This window comes from Cupriavidus nantongensis (assembly GCF_001598055.1).
Lineage (GTDB): Bacteria > Pseudomonadota > Gammaproteobacteria > Burkholderiales > Burkholderiaceae > Cupriavidus > Cupriavidus nantongensis.
Map to the genome: position 1 here is coordinate 1390522 of NZ_CP014844.1, position 17943 is coordinate 1408464.

A 17943-nucleotide genomic window follows, 5' to 3' on the forward strand; every position below is an offset into this window, starting at 1 on the left:
AGCGCCATGATCCCCGGTGAACTGATGCCCGCCGACGGCGAGATCGCGCTCAATGTCGGCCGCGCCACCGTCAGCGTGACGGTGGCCAATACCGGCGACCGGCCGATCCAGGTCGGCTCGCACTTCCACTTCTACGAGACCAACGCGGCACTGGCGTTCGAGCGCGAGGCCGCGCGCGGCTTTCGCCTGAACATCGCCGCGGGCACTGCGGTGCGGTTCGAGCCCGGGCAGACCCGCACCGTTGAACTGGTGGCGCTGGCGGGCGACCGCATCGTCTACGGCTTCAACGGCAAGATCATGGGAGCGCTGTGATGGCATCGATCTCCAGGCAGGCCTATGCCGAGATGTTCGGCCCCACCACCGGCGACCGCCTGCGGCTGGCCGATACCGGGCTGATCATCGAAGTCGAGAAGGACTTCACCGTCTACGGCGAGGAGGTCAAGTTCGGCGGCGGCAAGGTGATCCGCGACGGCATGGGGCAGAGCCAGCGCATGGCGCAGGACTGCGTCGACACCGTGATCACCAATGCGCTGATCGTCGACCACTGGGGCATCGTCAAGGCCGATATCGGGCTCAAGCACGGGCGCATCGCGGCGATCGGCAAGGCCGGCAATCCCGACATCCAGCCCGGCGTCACCATCGTGGTCGGCCCCGGCACCGAGGTGATCGCGGCCGAGAGCATGATCGTCACCGCCGGTGGCATCGACAGCCATATCCACTTCATCTGCCCGCAGCAGATCGACGAGGCGCTGATGAGTGGCGTCACCACCATGATCGGCGGCGGCACCGGGCCCGCCACCGGCACCTTCGCCACCACCGTGACGCCGGGGCCCTGGTACATGGAGCGCATGCTGCAGGCGGCCGATGCCTACCCGATGAATATCGGGCTGCTGGGCAAGGGCAACGCCAGCCAGCCGGGGCCGATCCTGGAGCAGGTGCAAGCCGGCGCCATCGGCCTCAAGCTGCATGAGGACTGGGGCACCACGCCGGCGGCGATCGACACCTGCCTGTCGGTGGCCGACGCGACCGACACCCAGGTGGCGATCCACACCGATACGCTCAACGAGGCCGGTTTCGTCGAGGCGACCATCGCCGCGTTCAAGGGCCGCACCATCCATACCTACCACACCGAAGGCGCCGGCGGCGGCCATGCGCCGGACATCATCAAGGTGTGCGGCGAGGCCAACGTGCTGCCGTCGTCGACCAACCCGACGCGCCCGTACACCGTCAACACGCTGGACGAGCATCTCGACATGCTGATGGTGTGCCACCACCTGGACCCGTCGATCGCCGAGGACATCGCCTTCGCCGAAAGCCGCATCCGCCGCGAGACCATCGCCGCCGAGGACATCCTGCACGACCTCGGCGCGTTCTCGATGATCTCGAGCGATTCGCAGGCGATGGGGCGCGTCGGCGAAGTGATCATCCGGACCTGGCAGACCGCGCACAAGATGGCGGCGCAACGCGGCAAGCTGCCGGGCGATCCGCACGATGCGCGCGGCGGGCACGACAACTTCCGCGTGCGGCGCTATGTCGCCAAGTACACCATCAACCCGGCGCTGACCCATGGCATCGCGCATGAAGTGGGCTCGGTCGAAGTCGGCAAGTGGGCCGACCTGGTGCTGTGGCGGCCCGCATTCTTCGGCGTCAAGCCCAGCCTGATCCTGAAGGGCGGCATGATCGCCGCGGCCGCGATGGGCGATCCCAATGCCTCGATCCCGACGCCGCAGCCGGTGCACTACCGGCCCATGTTCGCCGCGGCCGGCGGCGCGCTGCATCGTTCGTCGCTGACCTTCGTCTCGCAGGCGGCGCTGGCGGCCGGCATCGGCGAACGCTACGGGCTGGCCAAGACCCTTGCCGCGGTGCACGGCACCCGCACCGTCAGCAAGCGCGACATGGTCCACAACGACTGGCAGCCGCACGTCACGGTCGATCCCGAGACCTACCAGGTCGTCGCCGACGGCCAGCTGCTGACCTGCGAGCCCGCCACCGAGCTGCCGATGGCGCAGCGCTATTTCCTGTTTTGATGGGTGCGGAATTGCCATGCTGAAGATCGACAAACACCTGACCGCGCCACACGGCATCGCCAGCGTGCTGGTGCGCCGCGCACCCAAGCTGGTGCTGCCGTTCGCCGACCGCAGCAAGAGCCGCCTGCGCGCCGTGCTCGACAACGGCACCGACGCCGCGCTGTTCCTGCCGCGCGGCACCGTGCTGCGCGGAGGCGACCTGCTGGTGGCCGAAGACGGCACTTTCATCGAGGTCCAGGCCGCCGCCGAGTCCGTGCTGGAAGTGCGCGCACAAGACCCGCACGCGCTGATGCGCGCGGCCTACCACCTTGGCAACCGCCACACGCCGGTGGAGATCGGACGCGACTACCTGCGGCTCGAATATGACGCGGTGCTGGCCGACATGCTGCGGCGGCTGGGCGTACAGGCAGAACCCGCTGAACTGCCGTTCGAGCCGGAGGCGGGCGCTTATGGCGGCGGGCACAAGCACGGGCACGACGCGACCTTCGCGGAGGATTATGCGGCGGCGCAGGCGGTGTTTCATGAGCATCATGGGCATGGGCATGGCGACGTGCATCATGTTGACGATGCAGGCTGCATGCATAAGCATTGATTGCCAATGATGCTTAAGACATGAAGGCGCGATTGTGAGTCTGGCAAAGAACCTTACCAATACCGACACCGCGCTCCCCTGTCCCGCAAGCGGGCGAGGGGAGCAAACCATCGCAAGGCGAGGCGTGGTGTGATGACCCACCTCCACCAACTCATCTCCCTGCTGCACCTCGCCTCGCCATCGCTGCCCATCGGCGGGTTCAGCTACTCGCAAGGCCTCGAGGCCGCGATCGAATGCGTCGGCGTGCATGATGCGCAGACCGCCGAGCGCTGGATTCACGACAACCTGCGGCATGTCCAGGCGCAATGCGAGGCGCCGTTGTGGCTGGTGTTGCATCGCCACTGGCAGGCGGGCGATGCCGCGCAGGTCCGAACCTGGAACGACTGGTTCCACGCCACCCGCGAGACTTCGGAACTGCGGCTGGAGACCGAGCAGATGGGCTGGTCGCTGGCCCGGCTGATCGCGCAGATGGAATGGGGCACGCCGGCGTTGCGCGGCACGCTGGCCGCGCTGGCGCCGGTGTGCCTGCCGACCGCGTTCACCGCGGCCTGCGTGGCGCTGCAGATCGGTGCGCGCGATGGCCTGGCGGCCTACTGCTTCAACTGGGCCGAGAACCAGGTGGCCGCGGCGATCAAGGCGGTGCCGCTGGGGCAGGTGGCGGGGCAGCACATGCTGCGCCGACTGCATGGCGCCGTGCTCGATGCCGTCGATGAAGCCGAACGCCGCGCCGAAGCCACGCCGCCGCAACTGTCGACGTTTTCCCCGATGCTGGGACTGCTGTGCGCACGCCACGAAACCCAATACTCCCGGCTGTTCCGATCCTGAACCGATACCGCACCATGACCCACGCCCGTACCAAGAAAAACCCTCCGCTGCGCGTTGGCGTCGGCGGCCCAGTCGGCTCCGGCAAGACCACGTTGCTGGAAATGCTGTGCAAGGCGATGCGCGACCGCTATGACCTGGTGGCGATCACCAACGACATCTACACCAAGGAAGACCAGCGCCTGCTGACCATCTCCGGCGCGCTGCCGGCCGAGCGCATCCTGGGCGTGGAAACCGGCGGCTGTCCGCACACCGCGATCCGAGAGGATGCATCGATCAATCTGGAAGCGGTCGATCGCATGCTGGCGCGCTTCCCGGATGCCGACGTGGTTTTCATCGAGTCCGGCGGCGACAACCTGGCCGCGACCTTCAGCCCAGAACTTTCTGATCTTACGATCTACGTGATCGACGTCGCCGGGGGCGAGAAGATTCCTAGGAAGGGCGGGCCGGGCATCACCAAGTCCGACCTGCTGGTGATCAACAAGACAGACCTCGCGCCGTATGTGGGCGCATCGCTGCCGGTGATGGAAAGCGATGCGCGCAAGATGCGCGGCAGCCGGCCGTTCGTGATGGGCAGCGTCAAGTCCGGGCAGGGGCTGGACCAGGTGATCGGCTTCATCGAACGGCAGGGCATGCTGGGGCTCTAGCCTTCAGGTGCAGCGTCGGCATCGGGTGCCGGCCTGGTGCCGGAGCTGCCGTGCCCGAGCGCCGGGCGGAAGCTGCCCTTGCCTGCCAGCGCCCGCGCCACCGCGGCCACCAGGTTGAGCTCGGGCTCGCTCAGCTCCGCCATATGGTGCACCGTGGCTTCGATCGCCGCGCGCTGGCGGTTGCCGAACGGCGCGCGCGATTGCTCGACCTGCAGCTGGCTGGCATCGTGGCGGCTGAAGTCGAGCATCTCGGCGGTAGGTACGGCCAGCGTCTCGGCCAGCCTGCAGATGTTGGCCAGCGCGAGGTTGCGCTTGCCGCTTTCAATGCCGCTCAGGTAGGAGCGCGACAGCCCGCTTTCGAGCGAAAGCGTCTCCTGGGACCAGCCTCGTTGTTTGCGTAGCCAGGCGAGATGCAATCCGAAAAGTCTGAGATTTCGAGAGGTCATGGGATCAACAAAAGTTCGGAGTGGTCTGAGGCTAAGGGTTTGACCTTGAGGCCACGACAACTTATCCTCATCCTCACTATCGGTGTCCGATCCGCAAATTGAGGGGCGCGCCAGGCAATGGCGCGGCACGATGGCATCAACCGGGCGGGCTGCATCGCAGCGCCGTGCCAGACGGGTTATTGCGCAAGACCGTGCGTCACGCTGCCACGCGTGCGCCGGCTGCGCTGGCAGGCGCAGCGCGCCTGTCGCCCTGCAGGGGGATAGCCATGCAGATCTTCACGCTGTTCGACGCGCGCATGCGCGCCATCGATGCCGACCGGCAAGCGCCGTCGGATTTCCTTCCCGGATTCCAGCCACGCGTGCTTGCCGCCGCTGCCGGTCTCGGCTGCACTTGCGATTACATCTTCCTCTGCGCCGGCGAGCGCCAGCCCGAATTTTCAGCGGATTGCCATGAATGGTGGGGTTGCCTGCGCGGTGGCCTGCGGCTGTCTTCGCCCGGCCGCGGCAGCTTGCTGGTGGGGGGCGGCGAACTGTTCGCGCCCGCGCCCCGCGTGCCGATGCAGGTGCAGGCGGTGGCCGATACCATCCTGGTGCGCGCGGTGCCGCAAGGCCCGGCCGAGGCCTCGCGACCCGTGGCCATGCCCGCGGGCGCGTGGCAGTGCGGGCTGGGCGCCATTGCCCCCGTCGGTGCCGGGGCCGATGCCGACGGCGTGGCCGCGCCGCATGCGCCGGCGGACGCGTTGGCAGCGGATGACTGGCAGGCGCAGCCGGGCATGCGCCCGGAGTTTGTCCAGCTGGATGGCTCGATGGATGACTGGGGCCGGCACCTGCAGGCGCGCGGGCTGCGCTGGGCGCTGTGCTACCGGGGCGCGCTGGCGCTGCACTGGCATGGCGCGCTGGTGCGCAGCGGCGGTGACATGGCCTTCCTGCAGCCCGGCGCGCTCTACGCGCCGGATGCGCACGAGTCATGCCGGCTCGACGTGCTGGTGCCGGGCACCGGGCTGCTGTGCTGCTTCGGCGCGGGCGATGCCCCGCAGGATGGCGTGGCCACCTGTGGCGGCCGGCGCGCGGATGGACACGCCGTGGCGCGCGCTGCGCTGGCGCTGGCCTGAGGGCCGCGGCCGCGGACGGGGGCGCCGTGGCCGCCGCGCGTCTTTCAGTGGCGCTGGTACTGCGTGGCGCCGAACAGCACTTCGCGCGCCTTGTCGTCCTGCAGCGCCTTGCGCGCGCTGGCCAGCACCTCCACGCCGCGCTTGACCGCGGGACGCTCGGCGATCTGGTTGAACCAGCGCTTCAGGTGCGGGTAGTCGTCCAGGTCCACGCCCTGGTTCTGCCAGCTGCGCAGCCACGGGAAGGTGGCGATGTCGGCGATGGTGTACTGGTCGCCGGCCAGCCATTCGTGCTTCGACAGCTGCGTGTCGATCACGCCGTACAAGCGCCTGGCCTCATTGGTGTAGCGGTTGACGGCGTACTCGATCTGCTCGGGCGCATAGATGCGGAAGTGGTGCGCCTGGCCAAGCATCGGGCCCACGCCGCCCATCTGGAACATCAGCCACTGCAGGGTCTCGTACTTGCCGCGCACGTCCTCGGGCAGGAACTTGCCGGTCTTGCCGGCCAGGTAGAGCAGGATCGCGCCCGATTCGAACAGCGAGATCGGCTTGCCGTCGGGCCCGTCGGGGTCGACGATGGCGGGAATCTTGTTGTTGGGGCTGATCTTCAGGAAGTCCTCGCCGAACTGGTCGCCGGCGCCGATGTTGATCGGATGGACCTGGTATTCCAGTCCGCATTCCTCCAGCATGATGTGGACTTTGTGGCCATTGGGCGTGGCCCAGCTGTAGACGTCGATCATTGCAGGGATCTCCTGGCTGCATTCATGGGAACGGCCACATCAACCACCGACGTGGCGAACCGCGCGATTTAAGCACAGAAGAAAAAAACGCGCAGGCCGGCTGCGCGTTTTCCACAATGCCGGCAGGGGCGGCCCCCCGCCGGCGCTACCGGGTGCCCCGGGACACTCAGAAGCCGCGCGCCACCGGCATCTTGATGGTGTCCGGGTTGACGTTCATGTGCTTGGCCAGCTCCAGCTTGGCGATGGCGTTGCGGTGCACCTCGTCCGGACCGTCGGCCAGGCGCAGCGTGCGCTGATGCGCCCACCAGTTGGCCAGCGGGAAGTCGCTGGAAACGCCGGCGGCGCCGTGGACCTGGATGGCCCAGTCGATCACCTTCAGCGCCACGTTCGGGGCCACCACCTTGATCATGGCGATCTCGGCCTTGGCCACCTTGTTGCCGACCGTGTCCATCATGTACGCGGCCTTGAGCGTCAGCAGGCGCGCCATCTCGATCTCGCAGCGGGCCTCGGCGATACGCTCCTGCGTCACGCCCTGGGCCGACACCGGCTTGCCGAACGCCACCCGCGACAGCGCGCGCTTGCACAGCAGTTCCAGCGCGCGTTCGGCCACGCCGATGCTGCGCATGCAGTGGTGGATGCGGCCCGGGCCGAGGCGGCCCTGCGCGATCTCGAAGCCGCGGCCTTCGCCCAGCAGGATGTTCGAGACCGGCACGCGCACGTTCTTCAGCTCGATCTCCATATGGCCGTGCGGCGCGTCGTCGTAGCCGAACACCGGCAGGAAGCGCTTGATGGTGATGCCCGGGGTATCGGCCGGCACCACGATCATCGACTGCTGCTCATGGCGGCCGGCCTCGGGATCGGTCTTGCCCATCACGATATAGACCTTGCAGCGCGGGTCGCCGGCGCCCGACGACCACCACTTGGTGCCGTTGATCACGTAGTGGTCGCCATCGCGCTCGATGCGGCATTCGATATTGGTCGCGTCCGACGAGGCCACCGCCGGCTCGGTCATCAGGAAGGCCGAGCGGATCTCGCCGGCCAGCAGCGGCTCCAGCCACTGGTCCTTCAGCTCTTCCGACGCGTAGCGCTCCAGCGTCTCCATGTTGCCGGTGTCGGGGGCGGCGCAGTTGAAGACCTCGGCCGACCAGGGCACCCGGCCCATGATCTCGCACAGCGTGGCGTATTCCAGGTTCGACAGGCCTTGCGGCGCGCGCGGCGAGCGCGGCAGGAACAGGTTCCACAGGCCGGCTTCGCGCGCCAGCGGCTTCAGTTCCTCGATCACCTTGGTCGGGATCCAGGCATTGCCGGCGCGGCGGTTGGCGTCGATCTCCTCGGCGAAGCGCTTTTCGTTCGGATAGATGTGCTGGTCGAAGAAGGCCAGCAGCTTGGCCTGCATCTCCTTGACCTTCGGGCTGTACTCGAAATCCATGTGGTCTCCTCGCTACGGGATCGGTGGGCGCGGGCTGCCGCCGGCGCCGGTTGGCTGGGTCTTCAAGGCAAATCCCTTGCCGATGGAATGCACTCTATCTGAAAGCTGGTAATTAGAAAAATGAATTTTCTGGATTTGCCAGTATCAATTCCCTGCATTCCATGCCAGAATCCCCAGCATGCAGCTCTCCCGCATCGACCTCAACCTCTTCGTCGTGTTCGACGCCATCTACAGCGAAGGCAGCATCACCGCGGCCGCGCGCCAGCTCAACCTGACGCAGCCGGCGGTCAGCCACGCGCTGGGGCGGCTGCGCACGCTGTTCGACGATCCGCTGTTCGAGCGGCGCGGGCAGGGCATGGCGCCCACGCCGCTGGCCCGCTCGCTGGCGGCCGAGGTACGCAGCGCGCTGCAGTCGTTCGCGCGCACGCTGCAGGACACGCCGCACTTCGATCCCACCAACACCGTGCGCCGCTTCACCATCGGCATGCGCGACGCGCTCGAGTCGACGCTGCTGCCGCCGCTGATGAGCCGCGTCACCGCGGTGGCGCCGCAGGTGGAGATTGCCGCGATCCGCTTCGACCGGCGCGAGATGGAATCGGAACTGCTGGCCGGCACGCTCGACGCCGCGCTCGACATCCTGCTGCCGGTGTCGCCGGCGATCCACCATGCGCCGTTCATGGCCGACCCGATGGTGGTGCTGGCCCGGCGCGACCATCCGCTGGTGAAGAAGGAGCTGACGCTGGAGCGCTACCTCGCGGCCGAGCACGTGCATGTGTCGTCGCGCCGCCGCGGCGCCGGACTGGAGGACCAGGCCTTGCATCGCATGGGCCTGACGCGGCGCGTGCGGCTGCGCTGCCAGCACTACGCCGCGGCGTGCCGCGTGGTCAGCTGCACCGACCTGCTGGCCACGCTGCCGCTGCGCTATGCGCGCATCGCCAACGAGCCCTATGCCAACCGGCTGCTGTCGCTGCCGTTCAAGGTGCCGTCGCTGGAGCTTCACCTGTACTGGCATGCGGGCGGCGAGAACGACGGCGCCAACCGCTGGCTGCGCGAGCAGCTGATGGCGGTGATGGCTTCGCTTGGCAGCGGCATGGCCGACGTGGCCGCAGCGGGCTGACGGGGCTCAACCCGCGCTGCCGCAGCGCGAATTCCGTTCGCATTCATTCAGGTGCGGCGCGCGCGGGTCACACGTAAGCAATTGTTCGCGGGCTAGACCCTCGCGGTCGCGGCCCATACCATCGTCCGGTCTTTCTGCCCCCGGCAAAGCCTCCGCGAGCCCGTGCTGCACGGCGCCCGCGATGGTAGACGCGCCGGCTGTCCGCAATCGCGGATCCCCCGGGCAGACCCCGGGCAGAACAATCCGCCGAACTCCACCACGACGACTCAGACCGATGATTGGGAAACGCTTGCCTGCCGATTGCACTTCCATGCCGCCGCGCCGCGCGCGGCACACCACACTGGCGCTGACCACGCTCTGTACCGCCGCCGCGCTGGCGCTGGCTGCCTGCGGCGGCGATGGCGGCGACGGTGGCACGACGGCCAGTGCCGCGCCCGGCGGCTCGGCCCCGGCCGGTGCGCAAGGCAGCGCGCCTTCCGGCGGCCAGGGCGCAGCCACGTCCCCGTCCTCGCCGACCTCTCCGACCTCGCCAACCGGCTCCGCCACCACTACCACGGCCGGGGCCTGCTACACCGTCAGCGGTCCCGCGCCGGCCGCCGCGCCGGGCAGCGGCATCTCGCTGCTGCCGGCGCGCGGCAGCGCGGTCAGCAACTACCGCGTGCTGGAAGAGCCGCGCACCGCCGGCCTGTGCTACGCCAACTATCGTCGCGAGCAGGTGGGCCTGCCGCCGCTGGCGGCGCGCGACCCGCTCAATGCCGCCGCGCAGGCGCATACCGACTACATGCTGGCCAATGCCACGCTGACGCACGACGAAAGCAGCGGCAATCCGGGCTACACCGGCGCCACCGCCCACGACCGCATCCAGGCAGCCTATCCGACCGACGCCACCGCCGAAGTGGTGGCCGGCGCCAATCGCTGGACCTCGGTGGCCAACGCGCAGCTGTCGATGTCTCCCAAGGACGCACTGGTGTCGGACCTGGTCGACGCGCCGTTCCACCGCGCCGCGCTGCTGGGCAGCTATGGCTCGGCCGGCAGCGGCTTTGCCGAGCGCGTGGGCGCCAACGGCAGCGGCACCTCGGCCAGCTACTACCAGACCGTCGACCTTGCCGACCGGGTCAAGGGCGGCAGCGACAACCAGATGGTGGCCTATCCGTTCGACGGCCAGAACGACGTGCCGGTGAACTGGGTCAACACCGAAAGCCCCAATCCGGCGCCGGGCTATGAAAACCGCACCATGGGCTATCCGGTGTCGCTGCAGGCGATCAATACCTCGCTGCAGTTCGATGCCGACAACTTCGTCATCACCGATGCGCAAGGCGGCACCGTCGACTGCATCAAGGTCGACAGCCGTTCCTCGGGCCTGAGCAGCGCCGCGCGCGGCCTGGCGGTGTGCACGCCGATGGCGCCGCTGGCCAGCCAGCAGCGCTATACCGTGCGGGTCACGGGCCGGCTCGGCGCGCAGCCGGTGGACCTGAGCTGGTCGTTTACGACGCGCTGATTTTCACGCCAGCGCTTGCGCTGGCAGTCATGCACCGGGCGCCGCCATCGCGGCGCGCCCGGCGGCAACTCTCCCCGCAGTTTGATCCTCACTTGGCCAAGGCCAGCGTGGGATCGGCCTGCATCGCATCCGATGCCAGCGCCGGGTGTGGCGCACGCCAGACTTCCGTCCTCGCGGGATGCCCGGATCGCCACTACAATCGTTGGATCCTTCTGCCGGAGATCTCGCATGGCTATCCCTGACCTCACTTCGATGGCGTGGCGCGGTGCGCTGGCGCTGGCCCTGTCGGCGCTGCTCGGTGCCTGCGGTACCCCGGGCGGAAGCACTGCCGCCCCGGACGCCTCTGCTGCGCCGGCAGCAGCGACTCCGCCCGCGGCGATGCCGCCGGCGCCGGAGGTGGCGTCGGGTTACCGACCCGGCATGGCCACGGTCTACGCGCAGCGCCATATGGCAGCCGCGGCCAATCCGCTTGCCACCGAGGCGGGCCGCGCCATGCTGCGCCAGGGCGGCTCGGCCATCGATGCCGCCATCGCCATGCAGGCGGTGCTGACGCTGGTCGAGCCGCAGGCCACCGGCATCGGCGGCGGCGCCTTCATCATGTACTGGGACGGCAAGAACGTGCAGGCCTTCGACGGCCGCGAGACCGCGCCCGCCGGCGCCACCGAAAACCTGTTCATGCGCCCGGATGGCAAGCCGATGTCGTTCAGCGAGGCCCAGATCGGCGGGCGCTCGGTCGGCACGCCGGGCGTGATGCGCGCGCTGGAGATGGTCCACCGCAAGCACGGCCGCCTGCCCTGGGCCCGGCTGTTCCAGCCCGCCATCGAGCTGGCGGAAAAGGGCTTCCCGATCTCGCAGCGGCTCTATACGCAGGTGGCGGCCGACAAGTTCCTGGCCAATTCGCCGGAGATGGCCGCCTATTTCCTCGATGCCCAGGGCAAGCCCAAGCCGGCCGGCACGGTGCTGAAGAACCCGAAGCTGGCGCAGACGCTGCGCGACATCGCCCGGCGCGGCGCGGGCGTGCTCTACGGCGGCCCGATCGCGCGCGATATCGTGGCCAAGGTCAACAGCGGCAGCAATGCCGGCTCGCTGTCGCTGGCCGACCTGGGCAGCTACCGCGCCAAGCAGCGCGTGCCGGTGTGTACCGACTACAAGCGCTACAAGGTCTGCGGCATGCCGCCGCCGTCGTCGGGCGGTATCGCCATCGCGCAGATCCTCGGCACGCTGCAGGCGCTGGAAAGCAAAAATCCCAGGTACGCGCTCGCGGCGCTCAAGCCGCAGCCCGTGAACACGCCGGCGCAGCTGGAAGCCCATCCCGACGCAGTCCATGCGATTGCCGAGGCCGACCGCCTGGCTTATGCCGACCGGGGCCTGTACGTTGCCGATGCGGACTTCGTGCCGGTCGATGTCAGCGGCATGGTCAACCCGTCCTACCTTGCCGCGCGCGCCGAACTGATCGGCGAGCAGAGCATGGGCAAGGCCCAGCCGGGCACGCCGCCGGGCGCCACGCTGGCCTACGCGCCGGACCGCTCGCCGCCGCGCGTTTCGACCTCGCAGATCGTCGCGGTCGACGACCGCGGCGGCGCCATCTCGATGACCACCACGATCGAGTCGTACTTCGGCTCGCATCTGATGGTGCGCGGCTTCATGCTCAACAACCAGCTCACCGATTTCTCCTTCGTGCCCAGCGAAAACGGCAAGCCCGTGGCCAACCGCGTGCAGCCGGGCAAGCGCCCGCGGTCATCGATGGCGCCGACGCTGGTGTTCGACCGCCAGAGCGGCCAGCTGGTGGCAACGGTCGGTTCGCCGGGCGGCTCGCAGATCATCGAGTACGTATCCAAGGCGCTGGTCGGCATGCTCGACTGGAACCTGGACCCGCAGGCGGCGATCGGCATGGGCAACTTCGGCAGCCGCAACGGCCCGACCGAAGTCGAGCAGGGCCTGGTGTCGCCGGGGCTGGTGCAGGCACTGCAGGCGCGCGGCCACCAGGTGACGGCGATCGAGATGACCAGCGGCACGCAGGCCATCGTGCGCCGCCAGGGGCCGGATGGGAAGATGGTTTGGGCTGGCGGGGCGGATCCGCGGCGGGAGGGGGTGGCGCTGGGGGATTGAGACTGGCGGCGTGCTATGCGCAGCTCGGTCTGCCAGATGCCGACTGTGTACTCCCTCTCCCGCTTGCGGGAGAGGGTTGGGGTGAGGGCGCGGAATATCAACGAAGTAAAAGCCGTCGCTATTGCCACCGCCTGCCCTCACCCCCGGCCCCTCTCCCGCAAGCGGGCGAGGGGAGCAAACCGTCGGCAAGCCGTTAGGCTCTAGCCTTTAGCCTCAGCCCTTCGCCTTCTTCGCATACTCCCACCCCATCTCTGCCATCGGCCGCGCGCGCTTGCCCGCGTCGGTGGCCTGCGCCGACGAGGCGGTGCCGTCGACCACCCGCTTCATGATGCCCTGCAGGATGCCGGCGATGCGGAACATGCTGAAGGCCAGGTAGAAGTTCCAGTCGCCGGTGATGGGGCGGCCGGTGCGCTGCTCGTACAGGCGGCGGTAGCTGGCTTCATCGGGGATGCCGAGCGCGGCGAAGTCGAGGCCGGCGATGCCGCGGAACTGGCCCGGGGCGATATGCCAGCTCATGCAGTGGTAGCTGAAGTCGGCCATCGGGTGGCCCAGCGTCGACAGCTCCCAGTCCAGCACCGCCAGCACGCGCGGCTCGGTCGGGTGGAACATCAGGTTGTCGAGCCGGTAGTCGCCATGGACGATCGAGGTCAGGTCGGCGTCTTCCTGCGGGATATGCTGCGGCAGCCAGTCCATCAGCGCATCCATGGCCGGGATCGATTCGGTCTCGGACAGCTTGTACTGCTTGGTCCAGCGTTCGATCTGGCGCTGGAAGTAGTTGCCGGGCTTGCCGTAGTCGCCCAGGCCGATGGCGTTGTAGTCGACCGAGTGCAGCGCGGCGATGACGCGGTTCATCTCGTCGTAGATCGCGCTGCGCTCGGCGGTGCCCATGCCGGGCAGCGACTGGTCCCACAGCACGCGGCCGGCGACGAACTCCATGATGTAGAAGGCGCGCCCGATCACGGATTCGTCCTCGCACAGCGCATACATGCGTGCCACCGGCACATCGGTGCCGGCCAGCGCGGCCATCACGCGGTACTCGCGCTCGATCGCGTGCGCCGACGGCAGCAGCTTGCTCTTGGGCCCGGGCTTGGCGCGCATCACGTAGGTCTGTCCCGGCGTGACCAGCTTGAAGGTCGGGTTGGACTGGCCACCCTTGAACTGCTCCACGGTCAGCGGGCCGGCAAAGCCCTCCACGTGCTGGCGCATCCAGGCCTCGAGCGCGGCGGTGTCGAAACGCTGCTGGTCGGCCACCGGGCGCGTGCCTTCGAAGTGCGATACGTTGCTGGTCATGCTGTCTCCGTTGGTTTTCTGTTCGGGTTCGATAAGGGAATCGGGACGGGGACCCTCAGCCGGGCGGCTGGCGTCCGCGCAAATACTGGTGCAGCAGCACTTCCATGGTGGTGTGGCGCGAGCCGCTGTGCACGGGCGTGGGCGGCGAGTAGTTGGTCATCCGCACCACCCAGTCGAGCGGGCCGTCGCCCATGTCGAGCACATTGATGCAGCCGGCGGTCTGCAGCAGCGAGCCGAAGAACACGCGCCGCCCGCAGCTGATGGCCTGCGACAGGATGGCGCGGTTGGTGCCGCCATGCAGCACCATCAGCACCGTATCCCAGTCGGGGTCGTCGCGCAGCCGCGCCAGCGCGGGCAGCACCCGGTCGAGGAAGGCGCCGACGGTCTCGCCGTTGAGAAAGCGCTTGTGTTCCGGCACCTCGCCTTCGAAGGCGCCGACAAAGGCGTCACGCAGGTTTTCATCGGCAATCGCGGACAGGTCGCCGCCGCGGATTTCCTGCAGTTCCGGCCAGACTTCGGGGACGATGCCGTCCATCTCCGGCAGCTCGGCCAGCACGCGTTGCGCGGTCTCCACGGTACGCGGCAGCCCGCTGACGATGACGCGGTCGAAGCGGATCTGCTCGGCGGCAAAGGCGCGGCCGGCGGCGCTGGCCTGCATGCGGCCGGTCTCGTTCAGCGGCACCAGCTCGGGCAGGGCGGTGCGGCGCCCGGCGTCGTCGAAATAGGAAACCGCACCATGCCGCATCAGGTAGATGCGGCGACGCGACGACGGCGGCAATTCCATGCGTGGTCTCCTTGCATTGTGCCGGCATGCCCGTCTGCGCGGGCTCGCCGTGTTGGTGATCCGCCCGCGCGGATCAGCGGTATTGCGGCTTGCGCTTCTCCAGGAAGGCACTGATGCCTTCGCCGCCGTCGGGGTGGTGCAGCGCGGCGACGAAGCTGTCGCGCTCGGCCAGCAGGTGCTCGGCGCGCGACGCGGTGGCGGCATGGTTGATCAGCGCCTTGATGCGGCCGACCGCGTGCGGCGACTGCCGCGCCAGGCCGGCTGCCAGGCGCAGCGCTTCGTCCAGCGCCTGGCCGGGCTCGGTGACGCGGTTGACCAGCCCGAACTGCGCCAGCCGGGCGGCGTCGACCGGCTGACCTTCCATCATCAGTTCGCTGGCCAGCGGCCGCGGCAGCGCGCGCGCGATCTCGTACGAGCCGCCGCCGTCGGGCGTCAGGCCCACCGAGACGTAGGCCATCACGAACTTCGCATCGCTGGCCGCGACCACGAAGTCGCACGCCAGCACCACCGAGAAGCCCGCGCCCGCGGCCGCGCCTTCCACTGCCGCGATGATCGGCTTGGGAAAGGCGTGCAGCGACTCGATCCAGCCATTCAGCAGCGCGATGCTGGCGGCCTGCACCTCGGGCGGCTGGCTGCGGTTGCCGAGCAGCCGGTTCAGGTTGCCGCCGGCGCAGAACACGCCGTCGGCACCGGTGATGATGACCGCGCGCAGCGAGTCATCCGTAGCGGCCTGCGCCAGCGCCTGCTGCGAGGCCGCGTAGATGTCCGGGTGCAGCGCGTTGCGCGCCTCGGGGTTCGAGATGGTCAGCACCAGCGTCGAATCGACGCGGCGGGAAAGGAGCTGTGCGGGCATGGCGGGGGCTTGGTGGGGGCGGGCGTTGAGGCCGGGAAGCCAGGATGGCGGACCGGTTACTGCTCTTCGGCCAGCAGCGACAGGCCCAGGCCGGCACGGCGCCACAGCCACGGGCTCGGGCGGTAGCGCATGTCGCCGGTCAGCGCTTCCATGTTGCGCAGCGTCTCCAGCACCAGTTGCGGGCCGACGGCGTCGCCCAGTGCCAGCGGGCCCTTCGGATAGCCGAGGCCGAGGTTCACGGCGAGATCGATATCCGACGGTGTCGCGATGCGCTGCTGCGCGATATCGCTGGCGATATTGATGATGCAGCAGAGCACGCGCTGGGCCACGAAGCCGGCCGAGTCGCGGATCACCGTGACCGGCACGCCGTCGCTGGCAAACAGGCCGTGCGCGGCGTCGCGCGCGGCGGCGCTGGTGGCCGGCGTGGTCATCAGCGTGCGGCGCTTGGTGGCCTCGAACGGCAGCAGCGTGTCGATGGCAACGGTGCGGGCCGGGTCCAGGCCCTGCTGCAGCGCGCTGGTGGTGGCGTCCAGGCCCAGCGGCGTGACGATGATCAGCGCCTCGGCCGACGGCTGGTTGCCGCCTTCCGGGGTCACGCCGAGTGCGCCCAGCAGCTTGGTCACCATGGCATGGCCGCGCTCGCTGACGTGGCTGACCCACACGCTCGACGGGCGCGCGGCCGGCACCGCGGCGGCGGCCGGCACCTGCTTCTGGCCATCGGCGTAGGCGTAGAAGCCGGCGCCGGCCTTGCGCCCGATCAGCCCGCCGACCGCGCGGATCGCGGTGATCGGCGACGGACGGTAGCGCGGCTCCTGGTAGAACTGGTTGTAGATCGATTCCATCACCGGGTGCGACACGTCCAGCCCGGTCAGGTCCATCAGCTCGAACGGGCCCATGCGGAAGCCGGCCTGCTCGCGCATGATGTTGTCGATGTCGGCGAACCCGGCCACGCCTTCCTGCGCGACCTTCAGACCTTCGATATTCATGCCGCGGCCGGCATGGTTGACGATAAAGCCCGGCATGTCCTTGCAGCGCACCGGTGTATGGCCCATGCGGCGCGACAGCGCCATCAGCGCGTCGCCCACCGCCGGATTGCCCGACAGGCCGTCGATGACCTCGACCACCTTCATCAGCGGCACCGGGTTGAAGAAGTGATAGCCGGCGATGCGGCCGGGGTGCTTCGAGCCGACCGCGATCGCGGTGATCGAAAGCGACGACGTGTTCGAGGCGATGATGGCGTCCTCGCGCACGATCGCTTCCAGCTTGGCGATCAGATCGCGCTTGACCTCGAGCTTCTCGACGATGGCTTCGAGCACCATGTCGCAGCCGGCCAGGTCTTCCAGCGCGCCGCACGGCTTGACGCGGGCCAGCGTGGCCTCGGCGTCGGCGGCGCTGAGCTTGCCCTTGTCGGCGAGCCTGGCCAGCGTGTCCTGCAGGTACTTGCGCGCGGCTTCCACCGCCTGCGGGTTGGCGTCGTACAGGTTGACGGTCAGGCCTGCCTGCGCGGCGATCTGCGCGATGCCCCGGCCCATGGCGCCGGTGCCGACGATACCCAGCGTGTCGATGGTGAAAGTGCTCATCATTGGTCCCAAAAGTTGTGGTTAAATTAGCACGATCGTACGTTTATTGCACCTTCCGCGACAGACCGGCAGGGCAGGCGGCGTGCGCTGATCGGCCAGCCGGTTCTCTGCAGACGCCGGATGGTCCACAATCCCCCGTTCCACGCGATGCGATGCGGGGACCCTTCCCATAACGGAGACAGACGACATGCTGAAGCTCTGCGGATTTGCCGCCAGCAACTACTACAACAAAGTGAAGCTGGCGCTGCTGGAAAAGAACGTGCCGTTCGAAGAGGTACTGGCCTGGATCGGCGAGACCGACCCGGCGGCCACGCCCGCGGGCAAGGTGCCCTACATCATCACCGAATCCGGCCCGCTGTGCGAGTCCGAGGCCATCGCCGAATACGTCGAAGCGGCCTATCCGCAGACGCCGCTGCTGCCGGCTGACCCGTACCAGGCGGCCAAGGTGCGCGAAATCATCGTGTTCCTGGAGCTCTACCTGGAGCTGACCGCGCGCGAGCTGTACCCGGAGGCTTTCTTCGGCGGCAAGGTCAGCGACGGCGTCAAGGAGCGCCAGCACAAGCTGCTGAGCCGCTATATCCCCGCCTTCGCCAGCCTGGCGAAGTTCTCGCCGTACATCGCCGGCGACCGCTTCACGCTGGCCGATTGCGCTGCCGCGGTGCACCTGCCGCTGGTGTCGTCGTGCACCAAGATTATCTACGGCACCGACATGCTGGCGGACCTGCCGGTCAAGGACTACCTGAAGACGCTGTCGCAGCGCGAGTCGGTGCAGAAGGTCAATGCGGACCGCAAGGCGAATACGGAATTGATGATGAGTCGGAGGAAGTAAGCGCAGGCGGCTAGCGTTGCGCCAGCGATGGCAAGAGCCACGGTCCGTAGTGGAAGCTCCCCTCTCCCGCG

The 17943-nt window shown here is 68.5% G+C and carries 17 protein-coding genes; 10 read left to right on the forward strand and 7 right to left on the reverse strand.

Translation table 11 applies throughout. The annotated features are described in order from the left end of the window. Positions 1–6: 6 nt before the first annotated feature. The 5 genes from A2G96_RS06430 to ureG all read left to right on the forward strand — a co-directional run bounded on the left by A2G96_RS06430 (position 7) and on the right by ureG (position 4088). Positions 7–312 carry an urease subunit beta gene (locus A2G96_RS06430; RefSeq protein ID WP_062797820.1) on the forward strand — a complete coding sequence of 102 codons (306 nt, stop codon included), beginning with the start codon at positions 7–9 and terminating at the stop codon, positions 310–312. Continuing rightward, positions 312–2027, forward strand: a complete 1716-nt coding sequence (gene ureC, locus A2G96_RS06435; RefSeq protein ID WP_062797822.1) for an urease subunit alpha — start codon at positions 312–314, stop codon at positions 2025–2027. Before A2G96_RS06430 ends, ureC begins: the two co-directional genes overlap by 1 nt. A gap of 16 nt (positions 2028–2043) precedes the next feature. After that, positions 2044–2619, forward strand: coding sequence for an urease accessory protein UreE (ureE, locus tag A2G96_RS06440; protein WP_062797824.1), 576 nt, complete (start codon positions 2044–2046; stop codon positions 2617–2619). A gap of 132 nt (positions 2620–2751) precedes the next feature. Further along, positions 2752–3444, forward strand: coding sequence for an urease accessory protein UreF (locus A2G96_RS06445; RefSeq protein ID WP_062797826.1), 693 nt, complete (start codon positions 2752–2754; stop codon positions 3442–3444). Positions 3445–3458: 14 nt separating this feature from the next. Further along, positions 3459–4088: an urease accessory protein UreG gene (gene ureG / locus A2G96_RS06450; protein WP_062797828.1), complete on the forward strand. Its 630-nt coding sequence runs from the start codon at positions 3459–3461 to the stop codon at positions 4086–4088. Here ureG and A2G96_RS06455 read toward each other — a convergent pair. Then, entirely contained in the window at positions 4085–4504 is a 420-nt protein-coding gene (locus A2G96_RS06455; RefSeq protein WP_231909620.1) for a helix-turn-helix domain-containing protein, read from the reverse strand. The genes ureG and A2G96_RS06455 overlap by 4 nt on opposite strands. Positions 4505–4800: 296 nt before the next feature. Here A2G96_RS06455 and A2G96_RS06460 point away from each other — a divergent pair, with 296 nt between their 5' ends. Further along, complete coding sequence (locus A2G96_RS06460) at positions 4801–5646, forward strand: hypothetical protein (protein WP_062797832.1); 846 nt, start codon at positions 4801–4803, stop codon at positions 5644–5646. Positions 5647–5690: 44 nt separating this feature from the next. On the opposite strand, the gene A2G96_RS06465 is transcribed toward A2G96_RS06460, so the two are convergent. Together A2G96_RS06465 and A2G96_RS06470 are read right to left on the reverse strand one after the other, a co-directional pair. Continuing rightward, entirely contained in the window at positions 5691–6383 is a 693-nt protein-coding gene (locus tag A2G96_RS06465) for a glutathione binding-like protein (RefSeq protein WP_062797834.1), read from the reverse strand. Positions 6384–6549: 166 nt separating this feature from the next. Then, the gene (locus A2G96_RS06470; RefSeq protein ID WP_062797836.1) at positions 6550–7812 is read right to left on the reverse strand and encodes an acyl-CoA dehydrogenase family protein; all 1263 of its coding nucleotides are present in this window, start codon (positions 7810–7812) and stop codon (positions 6550–6552) included. Between the two features lie 178 nt (positions 7813–7990). Between A2G96_RS06470 and A2G96_RS06475 the strand changes: the two genes are divergently transcribed. From A2G96_RS06475 to ggt, 3 genes are all read left to right on the forward strand, one after another. After that, positions 7991–8929, forward strand: a complete 939-nt coding sequence (locus tag A2G96_RS06475; protein ID WP_062797837.1) for a LysR family transcriptional regulator — start codon at positions 7991–7993, stop codon at positions 8927–8929. A 310-nt stretch (positions 8930–9239) separates the two neighbouring features. After that, the gene (locus tag A2G96_RS06480) at positions 9240–10427 is read left to right on the forward strand and encodes a CAP domain-containing protein (protein ID WP_231909621.1); all 1188 of its coding nucleotides are present in this window, start codon (positions 9240–9242) and stop codon (positions 10425–10427) included. A gap of 228 nt (positions 10428–10655) precedes the next feature. Then, positions 10656–12536: a gamma-glutamyltransferase gene (gene ggt / locus A2G96_RS06485; protein WP_062797841.1), complete on the forward strand. Its 1881-nt coding sequence runs from the start codon at positions 10656–10658 to the stop codon at positions 12534–12536. A 213-nt stretch (positions 12537–12749) separates the two neighbouring features. Here the strand turns inward: ggt and A2G96_RS06490 are convergent, their stop codons facing one another. From A2G96_RS06490 to A2G96_RS06505, 4 genes are all read right to left on the reverse strand, one after another. Next, positions 12750–13826, reverse strand: coding sequence for a phosphotransferase (locus tag A2G96_RS06490; RefSeq protein WP_062797843.1), 1077 nt, complete (start codon positions 13824–13826; stop codon positions 12750–12752). 55 nt (positions 13827–13881) lie between these two features. Continuing rightward, on the reverse strand, positions 13882–14610 hold the full coding sequence (locus tag A2G96_RS06495) for a histidine phosphatase family protein (protein WP_062797845.1): 729 nt from the start codon (positions 14608–14610) through the stop codon (positions 13882–13884). Between the two features lie 73 nt (positions 14611–14683). Next, a complete protein-coding gene (locus A2G96_RS06500) occupies positions 14684–15463 on the reverse strand; it encodes an oxepin-CoA hydrolase, alternative type (RefSeq protein WP_062797848.1) in 780 nt (259 codons plus the stop codon). Positions 15464–15519: 56 nt separating this feature from the next. Continuing rightward, on the reverse strand, positions 15520–17043 hold the full coding sequence (locus A2G96_RS06505) for a 3-hydroxyacyl-CoA dehydrogenase (RefSeq protein ID WP_062797850.1): 1524 nt from the start codon (positions 17041–17043) through the stop codon (positions 15520–15522). 187 nt (positions 17044–17230) lie between these two features. On the opposite strand from A2G96_RS06505, the gene A2G96_RS06510 reads away from it, so the two are divergent. After that, positions 17231–17872 (forward strand): glutathione S-transferase, encoded by a 642-nt coding sequence (locus A2G96_RS06510; RefSeq protein WP_062797852.1) that lies wholly within the window; start codon positions 17231–17233, stop codon positions 17870–17872. The last annotated feature ends 71 nt before the right edge of the window (positions 17873–17943 follow it).

Excerpts from the sequence above, each read along its gene's own strand:
- A2G96_RS06470 (WP_062797836.1), bottom strand. The coding sequence starts at position 7,812 with ATGGATTTCGAGTACAGCCCGAAGGTCAAGGAGATGCAGGCCAAGCTG.
- A2G96_RS06460 (WP_062797832.1), top strand. The coding sequence starts at position 4,801 with ATGCAGATCTTCACGCTGTTCGACGCGCGCATGCGCGCCATCGATGCC.
- A2G96_RS06510 (WP_062797852.1), top strand. The coding sequence starts at position 17,231 with ATGCTGAAGCTCTGCGGATTTGCCGCCAGCAACTACTACAACAAAGTG.
- A2G96_RS06475 (WP_062797837.1), top strand. The coding sequence starts at position 7,991 with ATGCAGCTCTCCCGCATCGACCTCAACCTCTTCGTCGTGTTCGACGCC.
- ureE (WP_062797824.1), top strand. The coding sequence starts at position 2,044 with ATGCTGAAGATCGACAAACACCTGACCGCGCCACACGGCATCGCCAGC.
- A2G96_RS06490 (WP_062797843.1), bottom strand. The coding sequence starts at position 13,826 with ATGACCAGCAACGTATCGCACTTCGAAGGCACGCGCCCGGTGGCCGAC.
- ureG (WP_062797828.1), top strand. The coding sequence starts at position 3,459 with ATGACCCACGCCCGTACCAAGAAAAACCCTCCGCTGCGCGTTGGCGTC.
- A2G96_RS06500 (WP_062797848.1), bottom strand. The coding sequence starts at position 15,463 with ATGCCCGCACAGCTCCTTTCCCGCCGCGTCGATTCGACGCTGGTGCTG.
- A2G96_RS06495 (WP_062797845.1), bottom strand. The coding sequence starts at position 14,610 with ATGGAATTGCCGCCGTCGTCGCGTCGCCGCATCTACCTGATGCGGCAT.
- A2G96_RS06465 (WP_062797834.1), bottom strand. The coding sequence starts at position 6,383 with ATGATCGACGTCTACAGCTGGGCCACGCCCAATGGCCACAAAGTCCAC.
- A2G96_RS06480 (WP_231909621.1), top strand. The coding sequence starts at position 9,240 with ATGCCGCCGCGCCGCGCGCGGCACACCACACTGGCGCTGACCACGCTC.
- A2G96_RS06505 (WP_062797850.1), bottom strand. The coding sequence starts at position 17,043 with ATGAGCACTTTCACCATCGACACGCTGGGTATCGTCGGCACCGGCGCC.
- A2G96_RS06430 (WP_062797820.1), top strand. The coding sequence starts at position 7 with ATGATCCCCGGTGAACTGATGCCCGCCGACGGCGAGATCGCGCTCAAT.
- ggt (WP_062797841.1), top strand. The coding sequence starts at position 10,656 with ATGGCTATCCCTGACCTCACTTCGATGGCGTGGCGCGGTGCGCTGGCG.
- A2G96_RS06445 (WP_062797826.1), top strand. The coding sequence starts at position 2,752 with ATGACCCACCTCCACCAACTCATCTCCCTGCTGCACCTCGCCTCGCCA.
- ureC (WP_062797822.1), top strand. The coding sequence starts at position 312 with ATGGCATCGATCTCCAGGCAGGCCTATGCCGAGATGTTCGGCCCCACC.